We start from the raw sequence: 21,849 nt of genomic DNA, 5'->3' as shown, positions 1-21,849 counted from the left end.
GAGAGTTCGTCTGGCTCGGCGGGTTACTTGGCGGCGTGGGCCAGCTCGGCGGCCTTGTCCGCGCCTTCGTCCATGGTCTCCGCGAGGGTGACCAGCGGGTGGTTGGCGGCGGCGAGGATGCGGCGGCCCTCCTCGACGTTGTTGCCGTCCAGACGGACCACGAGCGGCTTGTCCTCCTCGTCGCCCAGGATCTCCAGGGCCTTCACGATGCCGTTGGCCACGGCGTCGCACGCGGTGATGCCGCCGAAGACGTTGACGAACACGGACTTGACCTGCGGGTCGTTGAGGATGACGTCCAGGCCGGCGGCCATGATCTCGGCCGAGGCCCCGCCGCCGATGTCCAGGAAGTTGGCGGGCTTGACGTTGCCGTGCTTCTCGCCGGCGTAGGCCACGACGTCCAGGGTCGACATGACCAGGCCCGCGCCGTTGCCGATGATGCCGACCTCGCCGTCGAGCTTGACGTAGTTGAGGTCGTGCTCCTTGGCCTTCTCCTCCAGCGGGTCGGCGCTGGACTTGTCCGCGAGCTCGGCGTGCTCCGGGTGGCGGAACTCCGCGTTCTCGTCGAGGGAGACCTTGCCGTCCAGGGCGACGATGTCACCGGCGCCGGTCTTGACCAGCGGGTTGACCTCGACGAGGGTCGCGTCCTCCTTCTTGAAGACGTCCCACAGCTTCACGAGGACGGGGACGACCTTGGCGGCGGTCTCGTCGTCGAAGCGGGCTTCCTTGACGATCTCCTGGGCCTTGGCCTCGGTGATGCCCTCGGTGGGGACGACCTCGACACGGGCCAGGGCCTCGGGCCGCTCGACGGCGAGCTGCTCGATCTCCATGCCGCCCTCGACGGAGCACATGGCCAGGTAGGAGCGGTTGGCGCGGTCCAGCAGCACGGAGAAGTAGTACTCCTCGGCGATGTCGGCGCCCTGGGCGATCATCACGCGGTGGACGGTGTGGCCCTTGATGTCCATGCCGAGGATCTGCTGCGCGTACTCGTAGGCCTCGTCGGGGGTCTTGGCGACCTTCACGCCACCGGCCTTGCCGCGGCCGCCGACCTTGACCTGCGCCTTGACGACGGTGACGCCGCCGATCTTCTCGGCGGCGGCCTTTGCTTCTTCGGGGGTGGTCGCGACGATGCCCTGGAGCACGGGCACGCCGTGCTTCTCGAACAGGTCGCGCGCCTGGTATTCGAACAGGTCCACGGGTGATGTCCTTCTGCGTCGAAGTCGTGCGTCGGCGTCGGCCCGGGCTGGACCCGGGTCGCACGCCGACCTGGTGGTGAACACGGAGCGCCGCGCCTCCTCGGGGCCGAGACCCGTCGGAGGCGTCCGGGGCGTCGTGCCGAGCCGTTCCGGGCACAGGACGCTCCGGTGCGCTCCCTGTACCAGACTGTAGTCCATGCCTCATCGGCCGCCCCAACCAGGCCCGCGTGCTTCCCGTCCCGGTTTTCTTGATTGACTGGGCCCATGAGCACTCTCGACCCGCCCGAGAACCGGGCGTTCGCCCCGGCCGATCCCGGCTTCCTGGTCTCCATCGGGGCCCTGGCGTTCCTGGCCCTGGGGCTCGAGGCCGTGGCGGACGGGACGGTGCTCATGGTCACCGGGGAGATCCCCGCCGTGTACCCCCTGGGCTGGCAGGTCCTCGTGTGGCTGTGCCTCGCCGCCCTGTGGCTCGGCGTCCAGCGCGGCCTGGTCGCGTGGATGCGCCACCGCGCGGCGGACCCCGCTCTCGGGGAGACCGCCGTGCCGGAATCTGCGGCGCCGGAGACCGCCGTGCCGGGGGCGTCCGACCCGGCCGCCGACCACCGCACGACCACCACGGCCTTCGTGATGTTCGTCGCAGCCGTGCTCCTGGGCGTGATCCTGCCCGTGTTCCTCGTGGGGCAGTGGCGGGTGCCGCCGATCCAGCGCTACCTGGACCTGTACGCCGTCTACGGCGGAACCGCGTGGCTCGGCATGGTCGGCTACGCCGCCTACCACATGGGCCGCTCCCTGCTCCTGGCCCTGGTGCTCGTCGTGGCCCAGCGCGCGGCCCAGCTGAGGTGGCCCTCCTCGCGCCTGGTCCGCGCCGCCCCCGTGGGCGGGCTCGTGCTCGGCGCACTGCTCGCCCTGCCCGGTCTGCTGCTGGGCGGGGCGCCGTCCGCGCTCACGGCGCTCGTATGCTGCACCCTGCTCGGCGGGGTGCACAACCTCACCGGCAGGTCGCTGCGCTGGACGGCGCCGGCGACGGTGGCGGTGCTCCTGTTCGTCTGATCCGGCGTCCCGCCCGGCCCCGCGTCCCGCCCGGCCCCGCGTCCGCGTGCCCTCGCGGCGGGCGGAGAGCAGGAGGGGCTCAGCCCACGCGGGTGAGCGGCGCGTAGCGCAGCAGCAGCCGCTTCTCGTCCCCGCCGAAGCGGACCTTGGCCACGGTCTTGTCCCCGGAGCCCTCCAGGGACACCACGGTGCCCTTGCCGAACGCCTTGTGGTCCACGGTGTCCCCCACGGACAGGGAGGGGATCTCCTTGTTGGGCTGCACCCGCCCGGCCGCGGTGGCCCGGGAGGGACCGGCGCCCATGCGCTCGAACGCCGCGTTCGAGGACGCCGCGGCGCCCCAGTACGAGCCGCCCAGGGGGTCCCGGCGCCCGGGGCTCCCGCCGTGCAGGGAGGATCCCCAGGAGGGTGCGGCCGCGGAGCCCTCCCGCTTCCACTGGACGAGCTCGGCCGGGATCTCGTCCAGGAACGGGCTGGCGGGGTTGTACTGGGACTGGCCCCACATGGAGCGGAACTCGGAGCGGGTCAGGTACAGCCGCTCGCGGGCGCGGGTCAGCCCCACGTAGGCGAGCCGCCGCTCCTCCTCCATCTCCTTCTCGTCGGTCAGGGAGCGCTGGTGCGGGAACAGCCCGTGCTCCATGCCGGTGAGGAACACCACCGGGAACTCGAGGCCCTTGGCGGTGTGCAGGGTCATCAGGGTGACCACGCCGTGGGCGCGGGCCTCGGCGACCTCCGCGGCGATCTGCTCGGCGCTCGGCCCGCCCTCCGACTCGCCCGCGCGGGGCTTGCTGGGGATCTGGTCGGAGTCCGCCACCAGGGAGACGTGCTCCAGGAACTCGGGCAGCCCGGCGTCCGGGTTGTCCCGCTCGAACTCCCGGACCACGGCCACGAGCTCGGCGAGGTTCTCCACCCGCGACTCGTCCTGCGGGTCCTGCGAGCCCCGCAGCGCGGCGAGGTAGCCGGACTGCTCGAGGACGGCCTCGAGCACGGTGGCCGCTCCTGCGGACTCGGCCACCGAGGCGAGGTCGTCCATGAGCTGGACGAACGCCCTGACCGCGTTCACCGAGCGGGTGGCCATCCCGGGGGCCTGGTCGGCGCGGCGCAGGGCGTCCATGAAGGAGATCCGCTCCCGCTCCGCGAGGGCCGCGGCGGCGCCCTCGGCGCGGTCGCCGATCCCCCGCTTGGGCTCGTTGACGATGCGGCGGACGTTGATGTCGTCGGCCGGGTTCACGATGGCGCGCAGGTAGGACAGGGCGTCCTTGATCTCCTTGCGCTCGTAGAAACGGGTCCCGCCGACCACCTTGTAGGGCAGGCCCACGCGCATGAGGATCTCCTCGAGCGACCGCGACTGGGCGTTGGTGCGGTAGAAGACGGCGACGTCGCCGGGGCGGTAGCCCTCGTCGTCCTGGAGGCGGTCGATCTCCTCGGCGATGAAGCGGGCCTCCTCGTGCTCGTTCTCCGCGGCGTAGCCGATGATCTTCTCGCCGCTGCCCGAGGCGGTCCACAGCCGCTTGTCCCGGCGGCCCTTGTTCTTGGCGATCACGGCGTTGGCAGCGGTGAGGATGTTCTGGGTGGAGCGGTAGTTCTGCTCCAGCAGGATGGTGCGCGCCTCCGGGTAGTCCTGCTCGAAGTCCACGATGTTGCGGATGTCCGCACCGCGGAACGCGTAGATGGACTGGTCGGAGTCCCCCACGACGGTCAGCTCGGCGGGCGGCACGGGGTTCGCGCCCGGCCCGATGTCCTCGGCCGCGTGGGCCGCCGTGCCGACGAGCTCCCGCACCAGCGCGTACTGGGCGTGGTTGGTGTCCTGGTACTCGTCGATGAGCACGTGCCGGAACCGGCGCCGGTAGTACTCGGCGACCTGCGGGAACGCCCGGAACATGTGGACCGTCTGGGCGATGAGGTCGTCGAAGTCCATCGCGTTGGCGGCCCGCAGCCGCTCGGTGTAGCCGCGGTAGACCTGGGCGACCGCGCTCTCGAACGGGTCGGTCTCGGAGACCCGGGACAGGTGGGTCTCGTCGTCGACGAGCTCGTTCTTCAGCGCGGAGATCCGGTGCTGGATGCTCTTGGGCGCGAAGCGCTTGGGGTCGAGGTCGTGCTGCTTGGCGACCAGGGTGATCAGCCGCAGGGAGTCTGCGGAGTCGTAGATGGAGAACGTGGACTTCAGCCCCACGCTGGCGGCCTCACGGCGCAGCACCCGCACGCAGAAGGAGTGGAAGGTGGAGATCCACATGGACCTCGCGGACTCCCCCACCAGCTCGACCACCCGCTCCCGCATCTCCGCGGCGGCCTTGTTGGTGAACGTGATGGCGAGGATCTCGCCCTGGTGGGCCCGGCCCGTGGCCAGGAGGTGGGCGATGCGGTGGGTCAGCACCCGGGTCTTGCCCGAGCCGGCGCCCGCGACGATCAGCAGGGGCGAGCCGGAGTGCTCGACGGCGGCCCGCTGGGGTTCATTGAGACCCTCCACGAGGGCGTCCACGGGCACCGCGGTGCGGCGGGGAGCGCCGTGCTCGGCGGGGCGGGCCGGGGGCGTCGAGGGCAGGAGCGGGTTGTCGAAGAGGTAGTCCATCGTGCCGTCCAGTCTACCGAGGGTCGGGGACACCGGCGGGGCCCCGCGGACGGGCCGGGACCGGGGCTCAGACGAAGTGCAGCTCCAGGCGGTGCCGGCCGTTGTCGTCCTCGACCCACAGCTCGGAGTCGGCCACCGTGACCCGCACCGGCCGCTTGAGCCGGATGTCGTCGTCGAACTCCACCGCGTCGGCGTCGTGGCCGCCGTAGACGGTCTCCAGCTCCCGGCTGCCGGGATCGAGGTGGCGGATGGCGTCGTTGCCGGTGTCCGCGATCACGATGGAGCCGTCGTAGAGGATCTGCAGGTCCTCGGGGTGGTCGAGCTGCGCGACGTCGGCCGGACCGTCCGCGAAGCCCGCGCCCCGGCGGCCCACGACGGTGCACACCTGCGGGCCGCCGTCCGGCTTGTCGGTGTCGATCTCGATGCAGCGCAGGGAGGACGAGTCGCGGTCGATGAGCCACAGGGTCCCGTTGCCGTCCTCGGTGATGGAGACGGTGGCGGCGAACTTCGCCTGGGCCGCCTTCCCGTCCCGCCGCCCGGACTCGCCCGTCCCCGCGAACTCGTACAGCACGTCGGTGTACGGGTCCCAGCGGTACAGCTTGTGGAGCGAGGGCACCGCGGCGATCACGGCCGAGAGCTTGTGCGACCACACCAGGTCCACGATCGGGGCGCCGCCGAGCACGGAGCAGTCCACGGTCCGGCGGACCGTCTCATGGTCCTTCTCGAACAGCGTGAGCACGTTGCCCTCGGTCAGCCGCATGAGCAGGCCGTCCGGGAGTCCGATGGACAGTTCCATGACGGGCACCTCCGTGTCGTCCTCGGCGAGTCACGGTCGTCCTCGACCGTGCCGTGACCTGGAGCCGGTCCGCGGACCGCCCCGGGTTCGTCCCAGCGTACTCCGTGGTCCGGATGTTCGGCGGGGACCCACAGCCGGATAATGGGGGCATGGGACTGACACCGGCACAGAAGGCCAGGAAGCACGGCGGCGCGGCGTCCGCCCCGCCCCGGGCGACGCACCTGCACGACGCACGGCCCGGGCAGCTGCGCCCCGAGCCGACCCGCTCCAGCTCGGCGCTGGTCGTGGGCGTGGCCATGACCGTCGCGGCGCTGCTGTGGCTCTACGTCAACGCCTGGATCCTCCCCCGGTTCGGCGCGGACGCCGCCGGCGAGCTGGCCCTGCCGGAGTGGATGCCCCTCGGCTTCGACCAGGACCACGCCCGCGGGCTCTCCGCCGCTCTCGGGGAGGAGGGCCGCGCCCAGTACGAGGGGATCCACCGGACCTCGGGGCTGCTGGCGCCCCTGCTCGTGGGCCTGGCCTGGCTGCTCTTCGTCGCGGTCAACACGACGACCCGCGCCCGGCGCTGGCTCCGCTCGACGGTGGTGCTGGGCTTCGCGGTCGTCTCGCTCACCGCCAGCACGGCGTTCGACGCCGCGCTCGCCGCCCCCGACGACGCGGCGGCCGTGACCACCGCGTCCGTCCTGGCGGTCGCCCGCTGGGTGCTGCTCGCGCTGCTGCTGGTCCTGACCGCGCGCGTGGCGGTCGAGGCCCTCCGGCGCCGGGAGCCCGGAGAGGACCCGCACCGCGGCTGAGGCCGGGAGGGAGCAGGGAGCCGACCGGACGACGGACGCCCCGGACCGTGCGGTCCGGGGCGTCCGTGCGCTCGTGCCCCCGATTGGATTCGAACCAACGACACCGGCTTTAGGAGAGCCGTGCTCTATCCCCTGAGCTACGAGGGCGACGCGATCAGTCTAGGGGCTCTCCGGGAGCCCCGCGAACCGGCGCGTCTAGGATCGGTCGCATGCCCGTCTACATCGATCCCCCGCTGTGGCCCGCCCACGGCACGCAGTTCTCGCACCTCGTCTCCGACACCTCCTACGCCGAGCTCCACGCGTTCGCCGACCGCCTCGGGGTGCCCCGCCGGGCGTTCGACGAGGACCACTACGACGTGCGCGCGAGCCTGTACGACGACGCCGTGGCCGCCGGCGCGGTGCCGGTGGACGGGCGGGAGCTGACGCGGGTGCTGCTGCGCAGCGGGCTGCGCGTCCCGGCCCGCTCCCGGCCGGAGAAGCTCGCGGGCGCCCTGCGGCGGCGGTGGGACGCGCGCTTCCCGGCGCACGCGGAGCTGGGGGAGGAGCTGGTGGAGCGCTGGGGCGAGGCGCACCGGCACTACCACGGGCTCTCCCACCTGCTCGCGGTCCTGGAGGCCCTCGACCGTCTGGCCCCCGAGACCGGGCTCCCCCACGGGGCGCCCGACGAGCCGGTGCTCGCGGCGTGGTTCCACGACGCGGTGCACCGCGGCGTCCCCGGGGAGGACGAGCACGCGTCGGCGGCGCTGGCCCGCGAACGGCTCGGCGCGGCGGGGTTCCCCGCGGCCGTCGTGGACGAGGTCGAGCGCCTGGTGCTGCTGACCGTCGACCACGCCGTCGCCGCGGAGGACCGGGCGGGCGCCCTGCTCGTCGACGCCGACCTGTCGGTGCTCGGTGCGGACCCGGCGCGGTACGCCTCCTACACCGCCGGCGTGCGCCGGGAGTACGCCCACGTCCCGGACGAGCAGTTCGCCGCGGGACGGCTGCGCGTGCTCGAGGGGCTGTGGCAGCACCAGCCGCTGTTCCGCACCCCCGCCGCCCAGCGGCTGTGGGGTGCCCGGGCCGCCAGGAACCTCCAGGACGAGATCGGGCGGCTGCGGGCGGCGCCGGCCGGCGTCCCGCGGGACGTGGAGGTCCTCGTGATCACCGCCGTGTGCCTGTGCGACGACGACGGAGCCGTGCTGACGGTGCGCAAGCGCGGCACCGGGAGCTTCATGCTGGTGGGCGGCAAGCTGGACCCCGGCGAGACGCCGCGGGAGGCCGCCGTGCGGGAGACCGCGGAGGAGGTGGGGCTGCGGGTGGGCCCGGAGCAGCTGGCGCTGCTGGGCGAGTTCGTCGCCCCGGCGGCGAACGAGGCGGCCACCTGGGTGCGCTGCACGGTGTTCACCGCGCCGCTGACCGGAGAGCCCGCCCCGCTCGCGGAGATCGAGGAGCTGCGCTGGCAGCCCCTCGAGGACTGCGGGCGCTCCGTGCTGCCGGATGATCTGGCCCCGCTGCTGCGGGACCACGTCATTCCGGCGCTGCGCCGGGCTCCCGCGGCTCGGCGGGCGCCTCGCGGGAGCGGCGCGCCCGGTGGAGCAGGATGCCGGTGATCAGCCCCAGCACGATGCCGATGCCGCCGAAGACGGACAGCCACATGGCGGCGTGCCCGACGAACGCCGCGACGACGAAGCCGACCACGATCCCCGGGACGGCTCCGCCGAGCATCCCGTAGGCCATGTAGGCGTACTCGCGGTCGAGGCTCGTCCGGGCGGTGCGGCTGTAGTCGGTGGGCATGGCCCCAGTCTATCGGGGCCCGTGCGGTGCCGGTCCCGCAGGCGGAACGCATGCCGGGTGCGCGGAACCCGTCTGGTCGAACAGGTTCCGCGCACCCGGAGTCTGTGGTGCCCGTTCGGGCTCAGGCCACGCGGACGTAGACGGGGCCGGAGCCCACGTTGACGCTCGCGATGGTCGTCTGGTTGCCGTTCCAGCCGCCGTGCACGGCCTTGCCGCCGCCGATGTAGATCGCGATGTGGGCGAAGCCGGAGCCGCCGTTGGCGTAGTAGACGATGTCGCCGGGCTGGGCCTGCGCCGCGGAGACGCGGGTGCCGAGGCCGAGGTAGGAGGCCGGCCAGCCGTGGTGGTTGATGCCGGCGGCGCGCAGGGCGTTGGTGACCAGGGCGGTGCAGTCCTGGCTGACGCCGAGCTGGCCCTGGGCCGCGGACGCGATGGTGGCGCCCTTGCCGGAGGAGGAGGACTGGGGGGTGACCGTGGTGGCGGGGGCCGCGGCGGGCTTCGGCGCCTGGACCACGGGAGCAGCCACGGGCTTCGGCGCCGCGGCGGGCTTCGGCGCCTGGACCGCGGGAGCAGCCACGGGCTTCGGCGCCGCGGCGGGCTTCGGGGCCTGGACCACGGGAGCAGCCACGGGCTTGGGTGCCTCCACCGCAGGGGCGGCCGGCTTCGGCGCCTGGACGGCGGGAGCAGCCACGGGTTTGGGGGCTTCCACCGCAGGGGCGGCCGGCTTCGGCGCCTGGACGGCGGGAGCAGCCACCGGCTTCGGGGCCTCCACCACGGGGGCGGCCACGGGAGCCGGGGCCTCCACCGCGGGGGCGGCAGCCGGGGCGGGAGCCGGCGCCTGCTCGGCCGCGGGGACCTTCTTCTCCTCGGCCTTCTCATCGGCGGACTTCGCGGCCCGCTCGGGCTCGTCGGCCTTCTCGGCCTTCGTCACGTGGGCCACCGGCTCGAGGGAGACGGCCGGGGCGGCGGCCGGCGTGGCGGCCGCGACGGCGGAGAGCGGGGCGTCGGCTGCGGTCCCGTCCTGGCCGGGGGTGGCCTGGACGGACACGGTGGTGGCGAGGGCCAGGCCGGAGAAGGCGGCGACGGCGGCGACGGTGCGGGCCTTGCCGGAGAAGAGGGAGCCGATGCCGTTCGAGGAGCTCAGGTCACGAGTCATGAGAGTGGGAGAAGACTTTCTGGAGGGCCGGGCGGGGACGCCGCGGACACAGCAGGAACCACCCCGGGCGGAGGCACGGGGTGGTCCGGTGTCCGGCGGGGCGAGGTTCCCGGATCAGGAACGAGGGCCGCGGCAGGCGAGCGGAGCAGGAGTGAAAGGGCGTCCGAACGGACGGCGCCGCTCCCGTGGGAGCGGGCGGAGAGGGGACCGCCGGGCGGTCCGGAGACCGCCCGCGGACGACGGTGGTCGTCCGCGAGCGGAGTGGCCGGATCAGCGGGTACGGCTCAGAAGGTGTAGTAGCCGTCCACGGGCATCACGCTGACGTCGTGGACCTGCGTGCCCTGCGAGGGGTTCAGCGCGGAGATCATCTTGCCGCCGCCGAGGTAGATGCCCACGTGGTTGCCGCCGTTCTGGGACACCAGGTCACCGGGCTGCGGGGTCGAGGTGGGGGTGCCGGCCGCGAACTGGGACCAGGTGGTGCGGGGCAGGTCGATGCCGTTCTGGGCGAAGACCCACTGGGTGAAGCCGGAGCAGTCCCACGCGCCGAAGGCGGTGCCGCCCCAGACGTAGCCGCCGCCGACGCCCTGCATGGCGGTGCCGACGATTCCGCCGGAGGACACCGAGGCGGTGGAGACCGACTGGGTGGAGACGCTCGAGGTCGAGGCGGTCTGCGCGGCCGGGGCCTGCTGGACGGCCGGAGCCTGCTCGACGGCCGGGGCCTGCTCGACGGCCGGGGCCTGGAAGGACTGCGTCGCGGCGGCCGGCTGGGCCACGGGGGCCTCGTAGGTGTACGAGGTGTAGGACGCAACCGCGGAGGCGGCCGGAGCGGAGTAGGAGGCGCCGGAGAGGACGGGGGCCTCGGCGTACGCCTGGGCCGGAGCCACGGAGCCGATCACGGCGGCGCCGGCAGCGGCAGCCGCGATGGTGGTGTTGCGCACGGCGTGGGACTGGACAGCGGCGCGGTGGCGGGCAGAGTTCTGCTTGGTGAAAACCATGGGTGTGTGTTCCTCCCTTTGCCTACGAGGTGAGCTGTCGGATTCGGGTGGGAGACACCCGGCCGCAGAGCGCACGCGCTCTGACGACTTAACCCCAAGGCCCTGGATGCCAGGGCCGGATGTGGTTCCCCCGCTTCTGCCAAGCAGTTTCTGTGTTTCGGACCCCGAGCACCGGCAGAATTCGGCGATGTGCGCGAGGGAGCCGATCCGACCAGTGATCAGCACGCGTTGAACAGTACATGATCGATTACGGAAGTGTCACGTTTTGATCACGGCCGATCACGGATCGGAAACGCTCCACTACCGGATCTGTCCCTTCCAGGGGTGACGCGCGTCTCAAACCGCCAGCTCCGCGAGCCTGTGGAGAGAGGCTGTTCCGCCCGGGATCCCGGGCCCGACCTGCTGTTTCACCCGGAGCCGGACGCGGCGCAGCCCGGGCTGTGCGCATGGAACCTGTGAACATCCACACATGGGGGGACAACCCCCGTCAGGGGTGTCCGGGTGGCCGGGCGGCCGCCCGGGCGGTCAGTCGGCCAGGACCCGCACGGCGGCCGCCGCGGCCGGGTCGAGCTCGGCGGAACGACCGGTGGACACGACCTCGACGCGCACCACGGACCCGTCCACGCGCGCCCGGACCTCCGCGCCGGTGAGCACGCCCACGTCGCTCAGCACCCCGAGCAGGGCCGTGTCCGCCTGGACCAGCTCGGGCAGCAGGGCGACGACGTGCACGGCCTCCGGGTCCGTGCGAGCGGCCTCGAGCAGCGTGCGGTGCCGCGCGGCGGGCTCCGGCCCGGTCACGCCGAGGGCCTCCAGGCCCGGGATGGGCGTGCCGTACGGGGAGTACCGCGGGCTGTGCAGCAGGTCGACCAGCCGGCGCTCCACCTGCTCGCTCATCACGTGCTCCCAGCGGCACGCCTCGTCGTGCACCTGGGCGAGGTCGAGGCCGATGACGTCGGCGAGCAGCCGCTCGGCGAGGCGGTGCTTGCGCATCACCTGGACGGCCCGCTCGCGGCCGGCCGCGGTGAGGACCAGGGACCGGTCCGACCCCACCGTCAGCAGGCCGTCGCGCTCCATCCGGGACACCGTCTGGGAGACCGTGGGACCGGAGTGCTCGAGGCGCTCGACGATGCGCGCCCGCATGGGCGTGATCCCCTCCTCCTCGAGCTCGAGGACGGTCCGCAGGTACATCTCGGTGGTGTCGATCAGCTCGCTCATGCGTCGGTCATCCTTCGTCCGGGGCCTCCGGCCCCGGGGGTCCTGCCCGGTCCGGTCTTCCCGCACGAGCTTAGTGGGCCGGTGCGCGTGGCGCCCGGAGCGCGGGTCCCACCGCACGGCACGACCGACCGGCGGGCGGGAGCGGCGGGCCGGAGCGGCGGGCAGGAGAGCGGCGCGGACGGGTGGGGCAGAATGGTGGCGGTGGCCACGCCGGCGCGACCGCCGTGCCCTGCGCCCGGACCGCCACCCCGTCCCAGCCGCACGTCCTGTCCGAGGGAGCGTCCTTTGCCCGCACACGTCACCGTCCCCCAGCACCTGCTCCCCGCCGACGGGCGGTTCGGCGCGGGGCCCTCGAAGGTCCGCCCGGAGCAGGTCCAGGCCGTCGCCCGCGCGGGGTCGGCCCTGCTGGGCACCTCCCACCGCCAGGCCCCGGTCAAGGACCTCGTGGGGTCGGTGCGGGAGGGCCTCGCGCAGTTCTTCGGCCTGCCCGAGGGCTACGAGGTGCTCCTGGGGCTGGGCGGGGCGACCGCGTTCTGGGACGCCGCCGCCTTCGGGCTCGTGGAGCGGAAGGCCCAGCACCTGACCTTCGGGGAGTTCGGCGCGAAGTTCGCCCAGGCCACCGACCGGGCCCCGTTCCTGGAGCGGTCCTCGGTGGTCGACGCCGCCCCGGGCACCCGGCCGGAGCCCCGCGCGGAGGAGGGCGTGGACGTCTACGCCTGGCCCCAGAACGAGACCTCCACCGGCGTGGCCGCGCCCGTGCGGCGCCCCGAGGGCATCGGCGGCGACGCCCTCGTGCTGGTCGACGCCACCTCGGCGGCGGGAGGCATGGCCGCGGACCTGGCCGAGACGGACGTCTACTACTTCTCCCCGCAGAAGAACTTCGGCTCCGACGGCGGGCTGTGGCTGGGCGCCTTCTCCCCCGCCGCCGTCGAGCGGATCGAGCGGATCGGGGCCTCCGGGAGGTGGATCCCGGACTTCCTGCAGCTTTCCACGGCCCTGGAGAACTCCCGGAAGAACCAGACCTACAACACCCCGGCGCTGGCCACCCTCGTGATGCTGGACGAGCAGGTCCGCTGGCTCAACGAGCAGGGCGGGATGGCCTGGGCTGCGGCCCGCACCAGGGAGTCCTCCGACCTGGTCTACGCCTGGGCCGAGGCCTCGCCCTTCGCGACGCCCTTCGTGGCCCGCCCCGAGGACCGCTCCACGGTGATCACCACGGTCGACTTCGACGGGTCCGTGGACGCCGCGGCCGTCGCGGCCGTGCTGCGCGCGCACGGGGTCGTCGACGTGGAGCCCTACCGCAAGCTGGGCCGCAACCAGCTGCGGATCGCGACCTTCGTCTCCATCGACCCCGACGACGTGGCCCGGCTGCTGCGCTGCGTCGACCACGTCGTCGGGCAGCTGCGGCCCGGCGGGCAGGGCTAGGCGGCCGGCGCCTCGCCGGGGACCGCGCGGTCGGCACGCAGGCGCCACCAGAAGACCAGTCCCACGACGGCACCCGCCAGCCCTGCCGCGACCGCGACCCCCATGCCCCAGCGGGCGCCCAGGGCGTCGGTGATCCACCCCACCACCGGCGCCCCCACGGGGGTGCCGCCCATGAAGATCGCCATGTAGAGGCTCATCACGCGCCCGCGCATCACCGGTGAGGTGGTCGACTGCACGTAGGCGTTGGCCGTGGTCATGATCGTCAGCGAGGACAGCCCGCACGGCACCAGCCACAGCGCGAAGAGGGGCAGACTGGGCGCCGTGGCGGCGCCCAGGCAGCTGAGCGCGAACACCGCGCTGCCCCCGTAGACGTAGCGCAGCCGGGCGCTGCGCCGCCGCGCCGACAGCAGCGCGCCGGCCACGGTGCCGACGGCCAGCACCGAGTTGAGCAGCCCGAAGACCTCCGAGCCGCGGCCGAACACGGGGCCCGCCATCGCGGCGAGGAAGACGGCGAAGTTCAGCCCGAACGTCCCGATGAGGAAGATGGTCACCAGCACCGCCACGATGTCGGGGCGGCCGGCGACGTAGGCGATCCCCTCCCGGATCTGGCCCCGGCCCCGGCCGCTGCGCGGCATCCGCCGCAGCTCGCTCCCCCGGATGGCCAGCACCGCCGCGAGCATCGCGCCGAAGGTCAGCGTGTTGAGCAGGAACACCCACCCCGAGCCGACGGAGGCCACCAGCACGCCGGCGGCCGCCGGCCCGATCATCCGGGCCGAGTTGAACGACGTCGAGTTCAGGGCCACGGCGTTGGACAGGTAGTCGTCGTCGACCATCTCGGAGACGAACGTCTGGCGCACCGGGGCGTCCAGCGTGGCGACGACGCCGAGGGCCAGCGCGAAGGCGTAGACGGACCAGAGGGTGGCGGCTCCGGAGATCACGAGCAGCCCCAGCCCCGCGGCGAGCACGGCCATGGCCGACTGCGTCCACAGCAGCAGCCGCCGCCGGTCCACGCGGTCCGCGAGCACCCCCGCCCACGGCGCCAGGAACAGCTGGGGCAGGAACTGCAGGGCGGTCACCACGCCCATGGCGGTGGCGTCGTGGTCCGTCAGCTCGTCGAAGACCAGCCAGGACTGGGCCGTGCGCTGCATCCACGTCCCGATGTTGGACACGAGGGCGCCCGCGAACCACACCCGGTAGTTCCGGAACCGGAAGGAGCGGAACATCCCGCCCGGGGGCAGGGAGGCACCGTCCGTCCCCGCCCGGGTCGGCGCGGGGCTCAGGAGCGCTCGCCCTCCGGGCCGCCGGCGGGCTCCTCCTGCTCGGGCTCCTCCTGCCGGGACTCCTCCTGGGCGGTGGCGTCCTGGGCGGTGGCGTCCTGGGCGGCGAGCGGCTCCGCGCCGGGCTGGTCGGCGTCCCGCTGGTCGGCCTCCTGCTCGTCGGCGCCGGGCTGGTCGGTGTCCTGCTCGTCGGCGTCCTCCCGGTCCTGCTCCTCCTGGGCCTTCTCCTCGGCGCTCACCCGGTCCGACCACGGCACCCACTCGGGCGCCAGCAGGGCGTCCTCGCCCGGCAGGAGCCCGACCTCGCACACCGTCACCGTCTTGCTGCGGGGGGCCCGGGCGAGGCTGGCGAACCAGTTCCAGCCGCGGTAGCCGGGCAGGGTGCACTCGAAGAGGTGGATGACCAGCCGGTCCTCCTCCACCTCCACACGGTGGCCCTCCCCGATGTGGCCGGGCTGTGCGATCTCCTCCACGGCGGTGCGGGCGGTGGCGACGTCCGCCACGAGGAGCGGGTCCTGCTTGGGGGCGCGGCGGCGCCGGACCGCCCGGGCGGGCAGGGAGCGGTCCTGCTCCTGCGGCTCGGTCTCGGCGGGCGCGTCCTGCTCGGTCTCCTGGGTCACTGCTCGTCTCCCTCGGGGTGGTGCGTGAAGCGGGTGGTGGTGCCGTGGGCGCTCAGACGTCCAGGTTGTCGGCGACGGTGCGGAGGATCGCGGCGATCTTCCTCCCGTGCGCGGAGTCGGGGTACCGGCCGCGGTGCAGGTCGTTGGACATGCCGTCGAGCAGCTTGATGAGATCCTCGGTGATCACCGCCATCTCCTCGGCCGGCTTGCGGACGTTCTTGGCGATGGACGGGGCCTTCTCCAGGATCCTCGCGGACAGCGCCTGGGCCCCGCGGCGTCCCTCGGCCACGCCGAACTCCATGCGCGTGCCGGGCTTCACCGTGGTGACGCCGGAGGGCAGCGCGGAGGAGGGCAGGAAGACCTCCTGCCCGTCGTCGGTCGCCACGAACCCGAAGCCCTTCTTGGAATCGAACCACTTGACCTTGCCGGTGGGCACGCTGTCTCCCTCGTTCTCGTGTGCATGGACGTACGTCCTCGTGTGCGTCACGGGGCGCGTCGTCGCACCCCGTGGAAGGGCGGCCCGCGCTCTCGCCGCCGGGCCACCGATGGAACCTCCCATTCTATCCCGTCCGCCCGCCCGGCCCGTCCCGCCCGGGGCCCGTGGCCGCGGTCCAGGTGCGCGCCCGTCCGTCCCGCTTGGTACTTTGGAGGCATGCCTGCACTCGACGACCGACCCGCCGTGCCGGGGGACCGCCCCGCCCCCCGTTCCGGGATCGACCTCCTGAGCGCCGCCGCAGTCGTGCTCGGCCTGGTCTGCGCGCTCTCCCTGGTGCTGCTGCTGGTGCTGAAGTGGGCGGGGGTCGACCCGTGGGACGGCTTCACGGTCATCCCCTGGTTCGCGCTGCCGGTCTCGTTCCTGCTCTTCGGCGCGTACCTCGTCCGTTCCGTGCTGCGCCGCCGCCGGGTCTGACCCGTGGTCCCGGACGGACTGCTCCGGGATCTCGCGTCCCGCTCCCCCGCCGAGCTGGCGGCGCTGCTCTCCGCCCGGTCCGACGCCGTGCGTCCCGGCACCGCGTCCTTCGCCGACCTCGCCGAGGGCCTGGTCTCCCGCAGCGGCCTGCGCCGCGCGCTGGACGAGCTGACCCGCCCCGAGCTGGACGCCGTGGAGCGCGCCGTGGTGCTGGGGATGCCGGACGTCCCCGCCGCGGCCCTGCTGGCCGGTCCTCCGTGGGACCGGCTGCACCGGCTGGCCCTCGTGCACCGGGACGACGACGGCCTGCGCCTCGTCCCGGGGCTCGCCGAGGCCCTCGGCCGCTACCCCGCCGGGCTCGGCCGCCCGCACGCGGTCCTGGCCGCGCAGGCCGCCCGCCTGCGCCGCGGGGCGACGATCCCCGGTCAGGGACCCTCCGTGCCGGCCGGCGCACCGGGCTACCGCGCCCCGGCGGACGTGGCGGCGTGGCCCGCCCCGGTCCTCCCGGTGCTCGAGCGCTTCCGCTCCTGGCCCGTGGGCGTCCTGCCGGACGCCCTGCGCCGTGGGGACCCGGACGCCGACCCCGCCGCGCGCCCCGTCGACTGGCTGCTGGCCCGAGGGGCCCTGCTCCCGGTCGACTCCCGCCACGTGGAGCTGCCCCGGGAGGTCGGCCTCGCCCTGCGCGGCGGCGACCCGTGGGCGGCGGGCTCCGCGGAACCCCCGGCGCCGCGGCCGGCGAGGGTGCCCGAGCGGCTGCGGGACAACGCCGCGGCGGCCGCGGTCGAGCAGCTCCTGCGCCGGATCGCCGCGCTCCGCGCCGAGCTGCGGGAGCGACCGCTGACCACGCTGCGCGCCGGCGGGATCGGGGTGCGGGAGCTGCGCCGGCTGCGCGCCGCCCTGGAGCTCGAGCCCGCGGAGCTCGCCCGCCTGCTGGGCCTCTGCGAGCTCGCCGGTCTCGTGCTGCTGGACCCGGACACGTCCGAGTGGCACCCGGCGCCGGCTCCCTTCGAGGACGCCGAGCGCCCGCGCCAGTGGCTGCACGTGCTGCGCTCGTGGAGGGCCTCGGACGTCGTCCCCTCCGCGGCGGGCGTGCCCCTGGCCGACGGGTCGGTGGTCGGGGTCCTCACCCGTGGCACCCGCGTGCCCGAGGCGGCGCCCGTGCGGCGGGCCCTGCTGGGCTCGCACGCCGCGCTGGCCGCCCGCGCGCCGGGAGGCCACCGGGCCGAGGACGTCCTGGCGCTCGCCCGGTGGCGCCGCCCGCGCCTGGCCCGGTCCCTCGACCGGTGGGGCCCCGGACTGCTCGAGGAGGCCGCGGAGCTCGGGCTGCTGGGCGTGGACGCGCTGACGGCCCCCGGGCTGGCCGTTGCCGAGGGGCGGCTCGAGGACGCCGCGCGGGACGTGGCGCAGTGGCTGCCCGCCCCGGTCCGGGCCGTGCTGCTGCAGGGGGACCTCACCGCCACGGCCCCCGGCTACCTGGCCCCGGACGTGGCCCGGGCGCTGGGGCAGCTGGCCGATGCGGAGGGCCACGGCCCGGCGCCCCGCCACCGCTTCACGGAGGCCTCCCTGCACCGCGCCCTGGACGCGGGCTGGACCGCTGCGGGGATCCTCGCCTGGCTCGCCGAGCACGGCACCGGGCCCGTGCCGCAGCCCCTGGCGTACCTGGTCGAGGAGACGGGCCGCGGCCACGGGCGGCTGCGGATCACCCGGGCGGACTGGGTGGTCACCGGCGAGGAGGACCTCCTCGAGGCCCTGGCCCGCTCGCCGGAGCTGGCCGGGCGTCCCCTGCGCCGGCCCGCCCCGGGGGTCCTGGTGGTGCCCGCCGGGCCGGAGGGGACGGACCGCCGCCGTCCTCCCGCCGCCCGCGACGGCGGCCTGGAGGAGCTCGTGGCCGCGGCCCGGGCCACCGGCACCGAGCCGGCCCTGGACGCCGGACCGCCGGCCCCGCCCGTCCCGGAGGCCGCCGACCCCCTCCTGCTGCTCGAGGTCCCCGCCCCGCGCCAGCCGGAGCCCGCCGCGGAGGACGTCGATGACCTCCTCGCCCGGCTCACCGGCGGCGACGCCCCCGACGACCTTCCCGACACCCCCGGTCTCGCAGAGACCACCGACCACGGAGGAGCCCGCGCATGACCGGAGGACCGCTCATCGTGCAGAGCGACCGGACCGTCCTGCTCGAGCTGGACCACGAGCAGGCGGACGACGCCCGCCGGGAGCTCGCCGCGTTCGCGGAGCTGGAGCGCGCCCCCGAGCACGTGCACACCTACCGCATCACCCCCCTGGGGCTGTGGAACGCCCGCGCCGCGGGCCTCGACGCCGAGAAGGTGCTCGACGTGCTGCTCACCCGTTCCCGCTACCCCGTCCCGCACGGGCTGCTCGTGGACATCGACGAGACGATGTCCCGCTGGGGCCGGCTGGTGCTGGAGAAGGACCCCGTGCACGGGCTCGTGCTGCGGTCCCGGGACGCCCCCGTCCTCGAGGAGATCGCGCGGCACCGCAGGATCGCACCCCTGCTCGGGCCCAGGATCGACGGGGCCACCACCGTGGTGCACGCGAGCGCCCGCGGGGAGCTCAAGCAGCTGCTGCTGGCCGTGGGCTGGCCCGCCGAGGACCGCGCCGGGTACGTCGACGGCACGCCCCACCCCATCTCGCTGACGGAGCAGGACCCCGCCACGGGAGACCCCTGGGCGCTGCGCCCGTACCAGCGGCACGCGGTGGAGAACTTCTGGGCGGGCGGCAGCGGCGTCGTCGTCCTCCCGTGCGGGGCGGGCAAGACCCTCGTGGGCGCCGGCGTCATGGCGGCGAGCTCGACGACGACGCTGGTGCTGGTCACCAGCACGCTCTCGGCGCGGCAGTGGAAGGCCGAGCTGCTGCGCCGCACCACCCTCACCGAGGACGAGATCGGCGAGTACTCCGGGGCGGTCAAGGAGGTCCGGCCCGTGACGATCGCGACCTACCAGGTCCTCACGGCGCGCCGCGGCGGCCTGCACCCGCACCTGGAGCTGCTCGACGACCACGACTGGGGCCTGATCGTCTACGACGAGGTGCACCTGCTGCCCGCGCCCGTGTTCCGGATGACCGCTCAGCTGCAGGCCCGGCGGCGGCTCGGGCTGACCGCGACCCTGGTGCGGGAGGACGGCCGGGAGGGCGAGGTGTTCTCCCTCATCGGCCCGAAGCGCTACGACGCGCCGTGGAAGGAGATCGAGGCGCAGGGCCACATCGCCCCCGCCGACTGCGTCGAGGTGCGGGTCGAGCTGCCGACCGGCGACCGGATGGCCTACGCGTCCGCGGGGGACGCGGACCGGCACCGCCTCGCGGCGTCCTCCGCGCACAAGCTCGACGTCGTGGCCCGGATCGTGGCCCGCCACCCCGGGGAGCCGGTGCTGGTGATCGGGCAGTTCCTCGACCAGCTCGACGAGCTGGGCGCCCTGCTGGACGCCCCCGTCCTCAAGGGCTCCACCGGCACCGCCCGGCGGGAGAAGCTCTTCGCCGCGTTCCGCGCCGGGGAGCTGCCGGTGCTCGTGGTCTCCAAGGTCGCCAACTTCTCGATCGACCTGCCGGAGGCCTCCGTGGCGGTGCAGGTCTCGGGGGCGTTCGGCTCCCGGCAGGAGGAGGCGCAGCGGCTCGGCCGGCTGCTGCGGCCCAAGCGCGACGGCCGCCCGGCGACGTTCTACACCGTGGTGGCCCGGGACACCGTGGACGCCACCTACGCAGCGCGGCGCCGGAGCTTCCTCGCCGAGCAGGGCTACGCCTACCGGATCGTGGACGCCGGGGACCTCTGATCCCCGGACGGTTTTCGGCGTCCGCCCGAACACCGCTCAGCCCGCTCTCAGGCTGCTCGGAGAAACTGGAGGGGTGAAGAACGACAACCCCGAAGCGAAACTGCTCGTCGTCGACGACGAGCCCAACATCCTCGAGCTGCTGGCCACGTCGTTGCGCTTCGCCGGCTTCGAGGTGGTCACCGCCGCCAACGGCCGTGACGCCCTCGCCAAGGCGGAGTCCGAGGACCCGGACCTCGCGGTGCTCGACGTCATGCTGCCGGACATGGACGGCTTCTCCGTCACCCGCAAGCTGCGCGCGTCCGGCCGGCACTTCCCCATCCTCTTCCTCACGGCGAAGGACGAGACGGAGGATAAGGTCACGGGCCTGACCGTGGGCGGCGACGACTACGTCACCAAGCCGTTCAGCCTCGACGAGGTCGTGGCCCGGATCCGCGCCGTGCTGCGCCGCACCCAGCCCGCCGAGGAGGACGACTCCCGGCTGCGCGTGGACGACCTCGTCCTCGACGACGACGCCCACGAGGTGTTCCGCGGCGACCGGGAGATCGACCTCTCCCCCACCGAGTTCAAGCTGCTGCGCTACCTCATGCTCAACCCGAACCGGGTGCTGTCCAAGGCGCAGATCCTGGACCACGTGTGGGAGTACGACTTCAACGGGGACGCCTCGATCGTGGAGTCCTACATCTCCTACCTGCGCCGCAAGATCGACAACGACCCCGAGCTGCCGCCGCTGATCCACACCAAGCGCGGCGTCGGCTACCTGCTGCGCTCCGCCCACAAGAACCACTGACCCGGCCCCGGGATGCAGTCGCTGTCCTCCCGGTGGCGCTCGGCGTCGCTGCGCTCGCAGCTGATGGTCCTCACCGGCCTGCTGCTGGCGCTGTCGATCCTGGTCACGAGCTTCGTGGCGATCTCGGTGCTGCGCAACTCGCTGGTGGACAGCATCGACGCCGACCTCAAGGACTCCGTCAACACGGTCTCCCCGGTCCTGGTCGCGGAGCTGCAGGGCGAGCGGGGCGGGCAGGTCCCGCACGCCGGGTACCTGCTCGACGCCGAGGGCCGGCTGCTCGTCGCGGCCGAGAACACCCCGGACGGCACCGGTGACCTCCGCCCGGACCTGACCGGGCTCGACCTCGAGTACGTGCAGGAGCACCCCTTCGAACCGTCGACCGTCGGGTCCGTGGGCGCCCCCGACCGCACCTGGCGGGTGCTCGTGGCCAAGCCCCAGGACCTGGACCTCGTGGTCGCGGTCGCGGAGCCGCTCGGCCCCACGAACTCCATGATCAGCGCGGTCACCCTGCTCACCCTGAGCTTCGGCACCGCGACGCTCTTCGCCGCCCTGGCGGTGGGCTGGGTCCTGGTGACGCGCGCGTTCGCGCCCCTGCACCAGGTGGAGCAGACCGCCGCCCGGATCGCCGAGGGCGACCTCTCCCAGCGCATGGAGGGCTACAACCCGCAGACGGAGATCGGCCAGCTCTCGGCCTCCCTCAACGCGATGCTCGGCCACATCGAGGACGCGTTCGACGCCCGCACCCGTTCGGAGGGGAAGCTGCGCCGCTTCGTGGCCGACGCCTCCCACGAGCTGCGCACCCCGCTCGTGACCATCCGCGGGTACTCCGAGCTCTACCGGCACGGCGCCCTGCAGGACCCGGAGGCCGTGGGCAACGCGATGCACCGCATCGAGTCCGAGGCCAAGCGGATGACGCAGCTCGTGGAGGACCTGCTGATGCTCGCGCGGATCGACGAGCGGCGGCCCACCGAGACCGTGGACGTGGACCTGCTGCACCTCGCCTACGACGCCGCCGGGGACGCCCGGGCCTCGTCCCCGGACCGGCCGGTCGAGGTCGTGGGCCTGCACGGCGCGGCCCCGGCGTCCGCGTGGGTGCACGGGGACGAGTCGCGGCTGCGCCAGGTCGTGGCGAACCTCGTGACCAACTCCCTGCGCTACACCCCGGAGACCACCCCCGTCGAGATCGCCGTGGGCGTGGAGCGCTCGGTCGACGAGACGTTCAACGCCGTCCTGCAGGTGCGCGACCACGGCCCCGGCATCCACGGGGAGGACGCGGAGCGCGTCTTCGAGCGGTTCTACCGCGCCGACTCCTCCCGCACCCGGGAGACGGGCGGCACGGGCCTGGGCCTGTCCATCGTGGCCGCGATCGTCCAGCAGCACGACGGCACGGTCCGGCTCACCGAGACCGAGGGCGGCGGCGCCACGATGACGGTGCGGATCCCCGGCATCCTGCGCGAGGACGACGCCCCGGAGGTCTAGACGGCCCGGGGTGGGCCGGCCCTCGCCGGTGATCGTT

General features: G+C 74.0%; 19 protein-coding genes, 1 tRNA gene and 1 riboswitch. Of the genes, 9 read left to right on the top strand and 11 right to left on the bottom strand.

The window, feature by feature from the left end:
* Window positions 1-23: 23 nt before the first annotated feature.
* Complete coding sequence (gene sucC / locus IEW07_RS00335) at window positions 24-1,193, bottom strand: ADP-forming succinate--CoA ligase subunit beta (RefSeq protein ID WP_188533848.1); 1,170 nt, start codon at window positions 1,191-1,193, stop codon at window positions 24-26.
* A 264-nt stretch (window positions 1,194-1,457) separates the two neighbouring features.
* Here sucC and IEW07_RS00330 point away from each other — a divergent pair, with 264 nt between their 5' ends.
* Window positions 1,458-2,243: a hypothetical protein gene (locus IEW07_RS00330; protein ID WP_188533847.1), complete on the top strand. Its 786-nt coding sequence runs from the start codon at window positions 1,458-1,460 to the stop codon at window positions 2,241-2,243.
* 79 nt (window positions 2,244-2,322) lie between these two features.
* Here the strand turns inward: IEW07_RS00330 and pcrA are convergent, their stop codons facing one another.
* Window positions 2,323-4,809 (bottom strand): DNA helicase PcrA, encoded by a 2,487-nt coding sequence (pcrA, locus tag IEW07_RS00325; RefSeq protein ID WP_188533846.1) that lies wholly within the window; start codon window positions 4,807-4,809, stop codon window positions 2,323-2,325.
* Window positions 4,810-4,876: 67 nt separating this feature from the next.
* Window positions 4,877-5,605, bottom strand: a complete 729-nt coding sequence (locus tag IEW07_RS00320; RefSeq protein WP_229741456.1) for an NHL repeat-containing protein — start codon at window positions 5,603-5,605, stop codon at window positions 4,877-4,879.
* Between the two features lie 149 nt (window positions 5,606-5,754).
* Here IEW07_RS00320 and IEW07_RS00315 point away from each other — a divergent pair, with 149 nt between their 5' ends.
* Window positions 5,755-6,399, top strand: coding sequence for a hypothetical protein (locus IEW07_RS00315; RefSeq protein ID WP_229741455.1), 645 nt, complete (start codon window positions 5,755-5,757; stop codon window positions 6,397-6,399).
* A 74-nt stretch (window positions 6,400-6,473) separates the two neighbouring features.
* Here the strand turns inward: IEW07_RS00315 and IEW07_RS00310 are convergent.
* Window positions 6,474-6,546: transfer RNA gene (locus tag IEW07_RS00310), tRNA-Arg, on the bottom strand.
* Between the two features lie 62 nt (window positions 6,547-6,608).
* On the opposite strand from IEW07_RS00310, the gene IEW07_RS21585 reads away from it, so the two are divergent.
* The gene (locus IEW07_RS21585) at window positions 6,609-7,988 is read left to right on the top strand and encodes a DUF4031 domain-containing protein (RefSeq protein WP_188533844.1); all 1,380 of its coding nucleotides are present in this window, start codon (window positions 6,609-6,611) and stop codon (window positions 7,986-7,988) included.
* On the opposite strand, the gene IEW07_RS00300 is transcribed toward IEW07_RS21585, so the two are convergent.
* The 4 genes from IEW07_RS00300 to IEW07_RS00285 all read right to left on the bottom strand — a co-directional run bounded on the left by IEW07_RS00300 (window position 7,906) and on the right by IEW07_RS00285 (window position 11,538).
* The gene (locus IEW07_RS00300; RefSeq protein ID WP_188533843.1) at window positions 7,906-8,172 is read right to left on the bottom strand and encodes a hypothetical protein; all 267 of its coding nucleotides are present in this window, start codon (window positions 8,170-8,172) and stop codon (window positions 7,906-7,908) included. The two genes, IEW07_RS21585 and IEW07_RS00300, sit on opposite strands and share 83 nt — an antisense overlap.
* Before the next feature lie 121 nt (window positions 8,173-8,293).
* A complete protein-coding gene (locus IEW07_RS00295) occupies window positions 8,294-9,328 on the bottom strand; it encodes a C40 family peptidase (RefSeq protein ID WP_188533842.1) in 1,035 nt (344 codons plus the stop codon).
* Between the two features lie 284 nt (window positions 9,329-9,612).
* Window positions 9,613-10,323 (bottom strand): C40 family peptidase, encoded by a 711-nt coding sequence (locus tag IEW07_RS00290; RefSeq protein ID WP_188533841.1) that lies wholly within the window; start codon window positions 10,321-10,323, stop codon window positions 9,613-9,615.
* A 7-nt stretch (window positions 10,324-10,330) separates the two neighbouring features.
* A riboswitch (cyclic di-AMP (ydaO/yuaA leader) is annotated at window positions 10,331-10,479 on the bottom strand.
* Between the two features lie 369 nt (window positions 10,480-10,848).
* Window positions 10,849-11,538, bottom strand: a complete 690-nt coding sequence (locus IEW07_RS00285) for a metal-dependent transcriptional regulator (RefSeq protein WP_188533840.1) — start codon at window positions 11,536-11,538, stop codon at window positions 10,849-10,851.
* Between the two features lie 285 nt (window positions 11,539-11,823).
* Here IEW07_RS00285 and serC point away from each other — a divergent pair, with 285 nt between their 5' ends.
* Window positions 11,824-12,963, top strand: coding sequence for a phosphoserine transaminase (gene serC / locus IEW07_RS00280; RefSeq protein ID WP_229741454.1), 1,140 nt, complete (start codon window positions 11,824-11,826; stop codon window positions 12,961-12,963).
* Here the strand turns inward: serC and IEW07_RS00275 are convergent.
* The 3 genes from IEW07_RS00275 to IEW07_RS00265 are packed head-to-tail and all read right to left on the bottom strand — an operon-like array spanning window position 12,960 to window position 15,296.
* The gene (locus IEW07_RS00275) at window positions 12,960-14,186 is read right to left on the bottom strand and encodes an MFS transporter (RefSeq protein WP_188533839.1); all 1,227 of its coding nucleotides are present in this window, start codon (window positions 14,184-14,186) and stop codon (window positions 12,960-12,962) included. The two genes, serC and IEW07_RS00275, sit on opposite strands and share 4 nt — an antisense overlap.
* 53 nt (window positions 14,187-14,239) lie before the next feature.
* Window positions 14,240-14,860, bottom strand: a complete 621-nt coding sequence (locus IEW07_RS00270; protein ID WP_188533838.1) for a DUF3027 domain-containing protein — start codon at window positions 14,858-14,860, stop codon at window positions 14,240-14,242.
* 52 nt (window positions 14,861-14,912) lie between these two features.
* A complete protein-coding gene (locus IEW07_RS00265) occupies window positions 14,913-15,296 on the bottom strand; it encodes a cold-shock protein (RefSeq protein WP_188533837.1) in 384 nt (127 codons plus the stop codon).
* A 216-nt stretch (window positions 15,297-15,512) separates the two neighbouring features.
* On the opposite strand from IEW07_RS00265, the gene IEW07_RS00260 reads away from it, so the two are divergent.
* The 5 genes from IEW07_RS00260 (at window position 15,513) to IEW07_RS00240 (ending at window position 21,812) form a co-directional block, all read left to right on the top strand.
* Window positions 15,513-15,770 (top strand): hypothetical protein, encoded by a 258-nt coding sequence (locus IEW07_RS00260; RefSeq protein ID WP_188533836.1) that lies wholly within the window; start codon window positions 15,513-15,515, stop codon window positions 15,768-15,770.
* A gap of 3 nt (window positions 15,771-15,773) precedes the next feature.
* The gene (locus tag IEW07_RS00255; protein ID WP_188533835.1) at window positions 15,774-17,897 is read left to right on the top strand and encodes a helicase-associated domain-containing protein; all 2,124 of its coding nucleotides are present in this window, start codon (window positions 15,774-15,776) and stop codon (window positions 17,895-17,897) included.
* Window positions 17,894-19,546, top strand: coding sequence for a DNA repair helicase XPB (locus tag IEW07_RS00250; protein WP_188533834.1), 1,653 nt, complete (start codon window positions 17,894-17,896; stop codon window positions 19,544-19,546). The genes IEW07_RS00255 and IEW07_RS00250 overlap by 4 nt, the downstream gene beginning before the upstream one ends.
* 73 nt (window positions 19,547-19,619) lie before the next feature.
* The gene (locus tag IEW07_RS00245) at window positions 19,620-20,333 is read left to right on the top strand and encodes a response regulator transcription factor (protein ID WP_188533833.1); all 714 of its coding nucleotides are present in this window, start codon (window positions 19,620-19,622) and stop codon (window positions 20,331-20,333) included.
* 12 nt (window positions 20,334-20,345) lie between these two features.
* Window positions 20,346-21,812, top strand: a complete 1,467-nt coding sequence (locus tag IEW07_RS00240; RefSeq protein ID WP_188533832.1) for a sensor histidine kinase — start codon at window positions 20,346-20,348, stop codon at window positions 21,810-21,812.
* Window positions 21,813-21,849 lie beyond the last annotated feature (37 nt).

The sequence above is a fragment of the Kocuria dechangensis genome (genome assembly GCF_014636775.1).
GTDB lineage: Bacteria > Actinomycetota > Actinomycetes > Actinomycetales > Micrococcaceae > Kocuria > Kocuria dechangensis.
The sequence above is the reverse complement of the archived record's forward strand: the minus strand, read 5'-3'. Positions and strand labels throughout refer to the sequence as shown.

Bases quoted from the DNA above. Each gene is read 5' to 3' on its own strand.
- IEW07_RS00320 (WP_229741456.1), bottom strand. From the start codon at position 5,605: ATGGAACTGTCCATCGGACTCCCGGACGGCCTGCTCATGCGGCTGACC.
- IEW07_RS21585 (WP_188533844.1), top strand. From the start codon at position 6,609: ATGCCCGTCTACATCGATCCCCCGCTGTGGCCCGCCCACGGCACGCAG.
- IEW07_RS00290 (WP_188533841.1), bottom strand. From the start codon at position 10,323: ATGGTTTTCACCAAGCAGAACTCTGCCCGCCACCGCGCCGCTGTCCAG.
- pcrA (WP_188533846.1), bottom strand. From the start codon at position 4,809: ATGGACTACCTCTTCGACAACCCGCTCCTGCCCTCGACGCCCCCGGCC.
- IEW07_RS00240 (WP_188533832.1), top strand. From the start codon at position 20,346: ATGCAGTCGCTGTCCTCCCGGTGGCGCTCGGCGTCGCTGCGCTCGCAG.
- IEW07_RS00250 (WP_188533834.1), top strand. From the start codon at position 17,894: ATGACCGGAGGACCGCTCATCGTGCAGAGCGACCGGACCGTCCTGCTC.
- IEW07_RS00300 (WP_188533843.1), bottom strand. From the start codon at position 8,172: ATGCCCACCGACTACAGCCGCACCGCCCGGACGAGCCTCGACCGCGAG.
- IEW07_RS00315 (WP_229741455.1), top strand. From the start codon at position 5,755: ATGGGACTGACACCGGCACAGAAGGCCAGGAAGCACGGCGGCGCGGCG.
- IEW07_RS00330 (WP_188533847.1), top strand. From the start codon at position 1,458: ATGAGCACTCTCGACCCGCCCGAGAACCGGGCGTTCGCCCCGGCCGAT.
- IEW07_RS00295 (WP_188533842.1), bottom strand. From the start codon at position 9,328: ATGACTCGTGACCTGAGCTCCTCGAACGGCATCGGCTCCCTCTTCTCC.
- IEW07_RS00260 (WP_188533836.1), top strand. From the start codon at position 15,513: ATGCCTGCACTCGACGACCGACCCGCCGTGCCGGGGGACCGCCCCGCC.
- IEW07_RS00285 (WP_188533840.1), bottom strand. From the start codon at position 11,538: ATGAGCGAGCTGATCGACACCACCGAGATGTACCTGCGGACCGTCCTC.
- IEW07_RS00275 (WP_188533839.1), bottom strand. From the start codon at position 14,186: ATGTTCCGCTCCTTCCGGTTCCGGAACTACCGGGTGTGGTTCGCGGGC.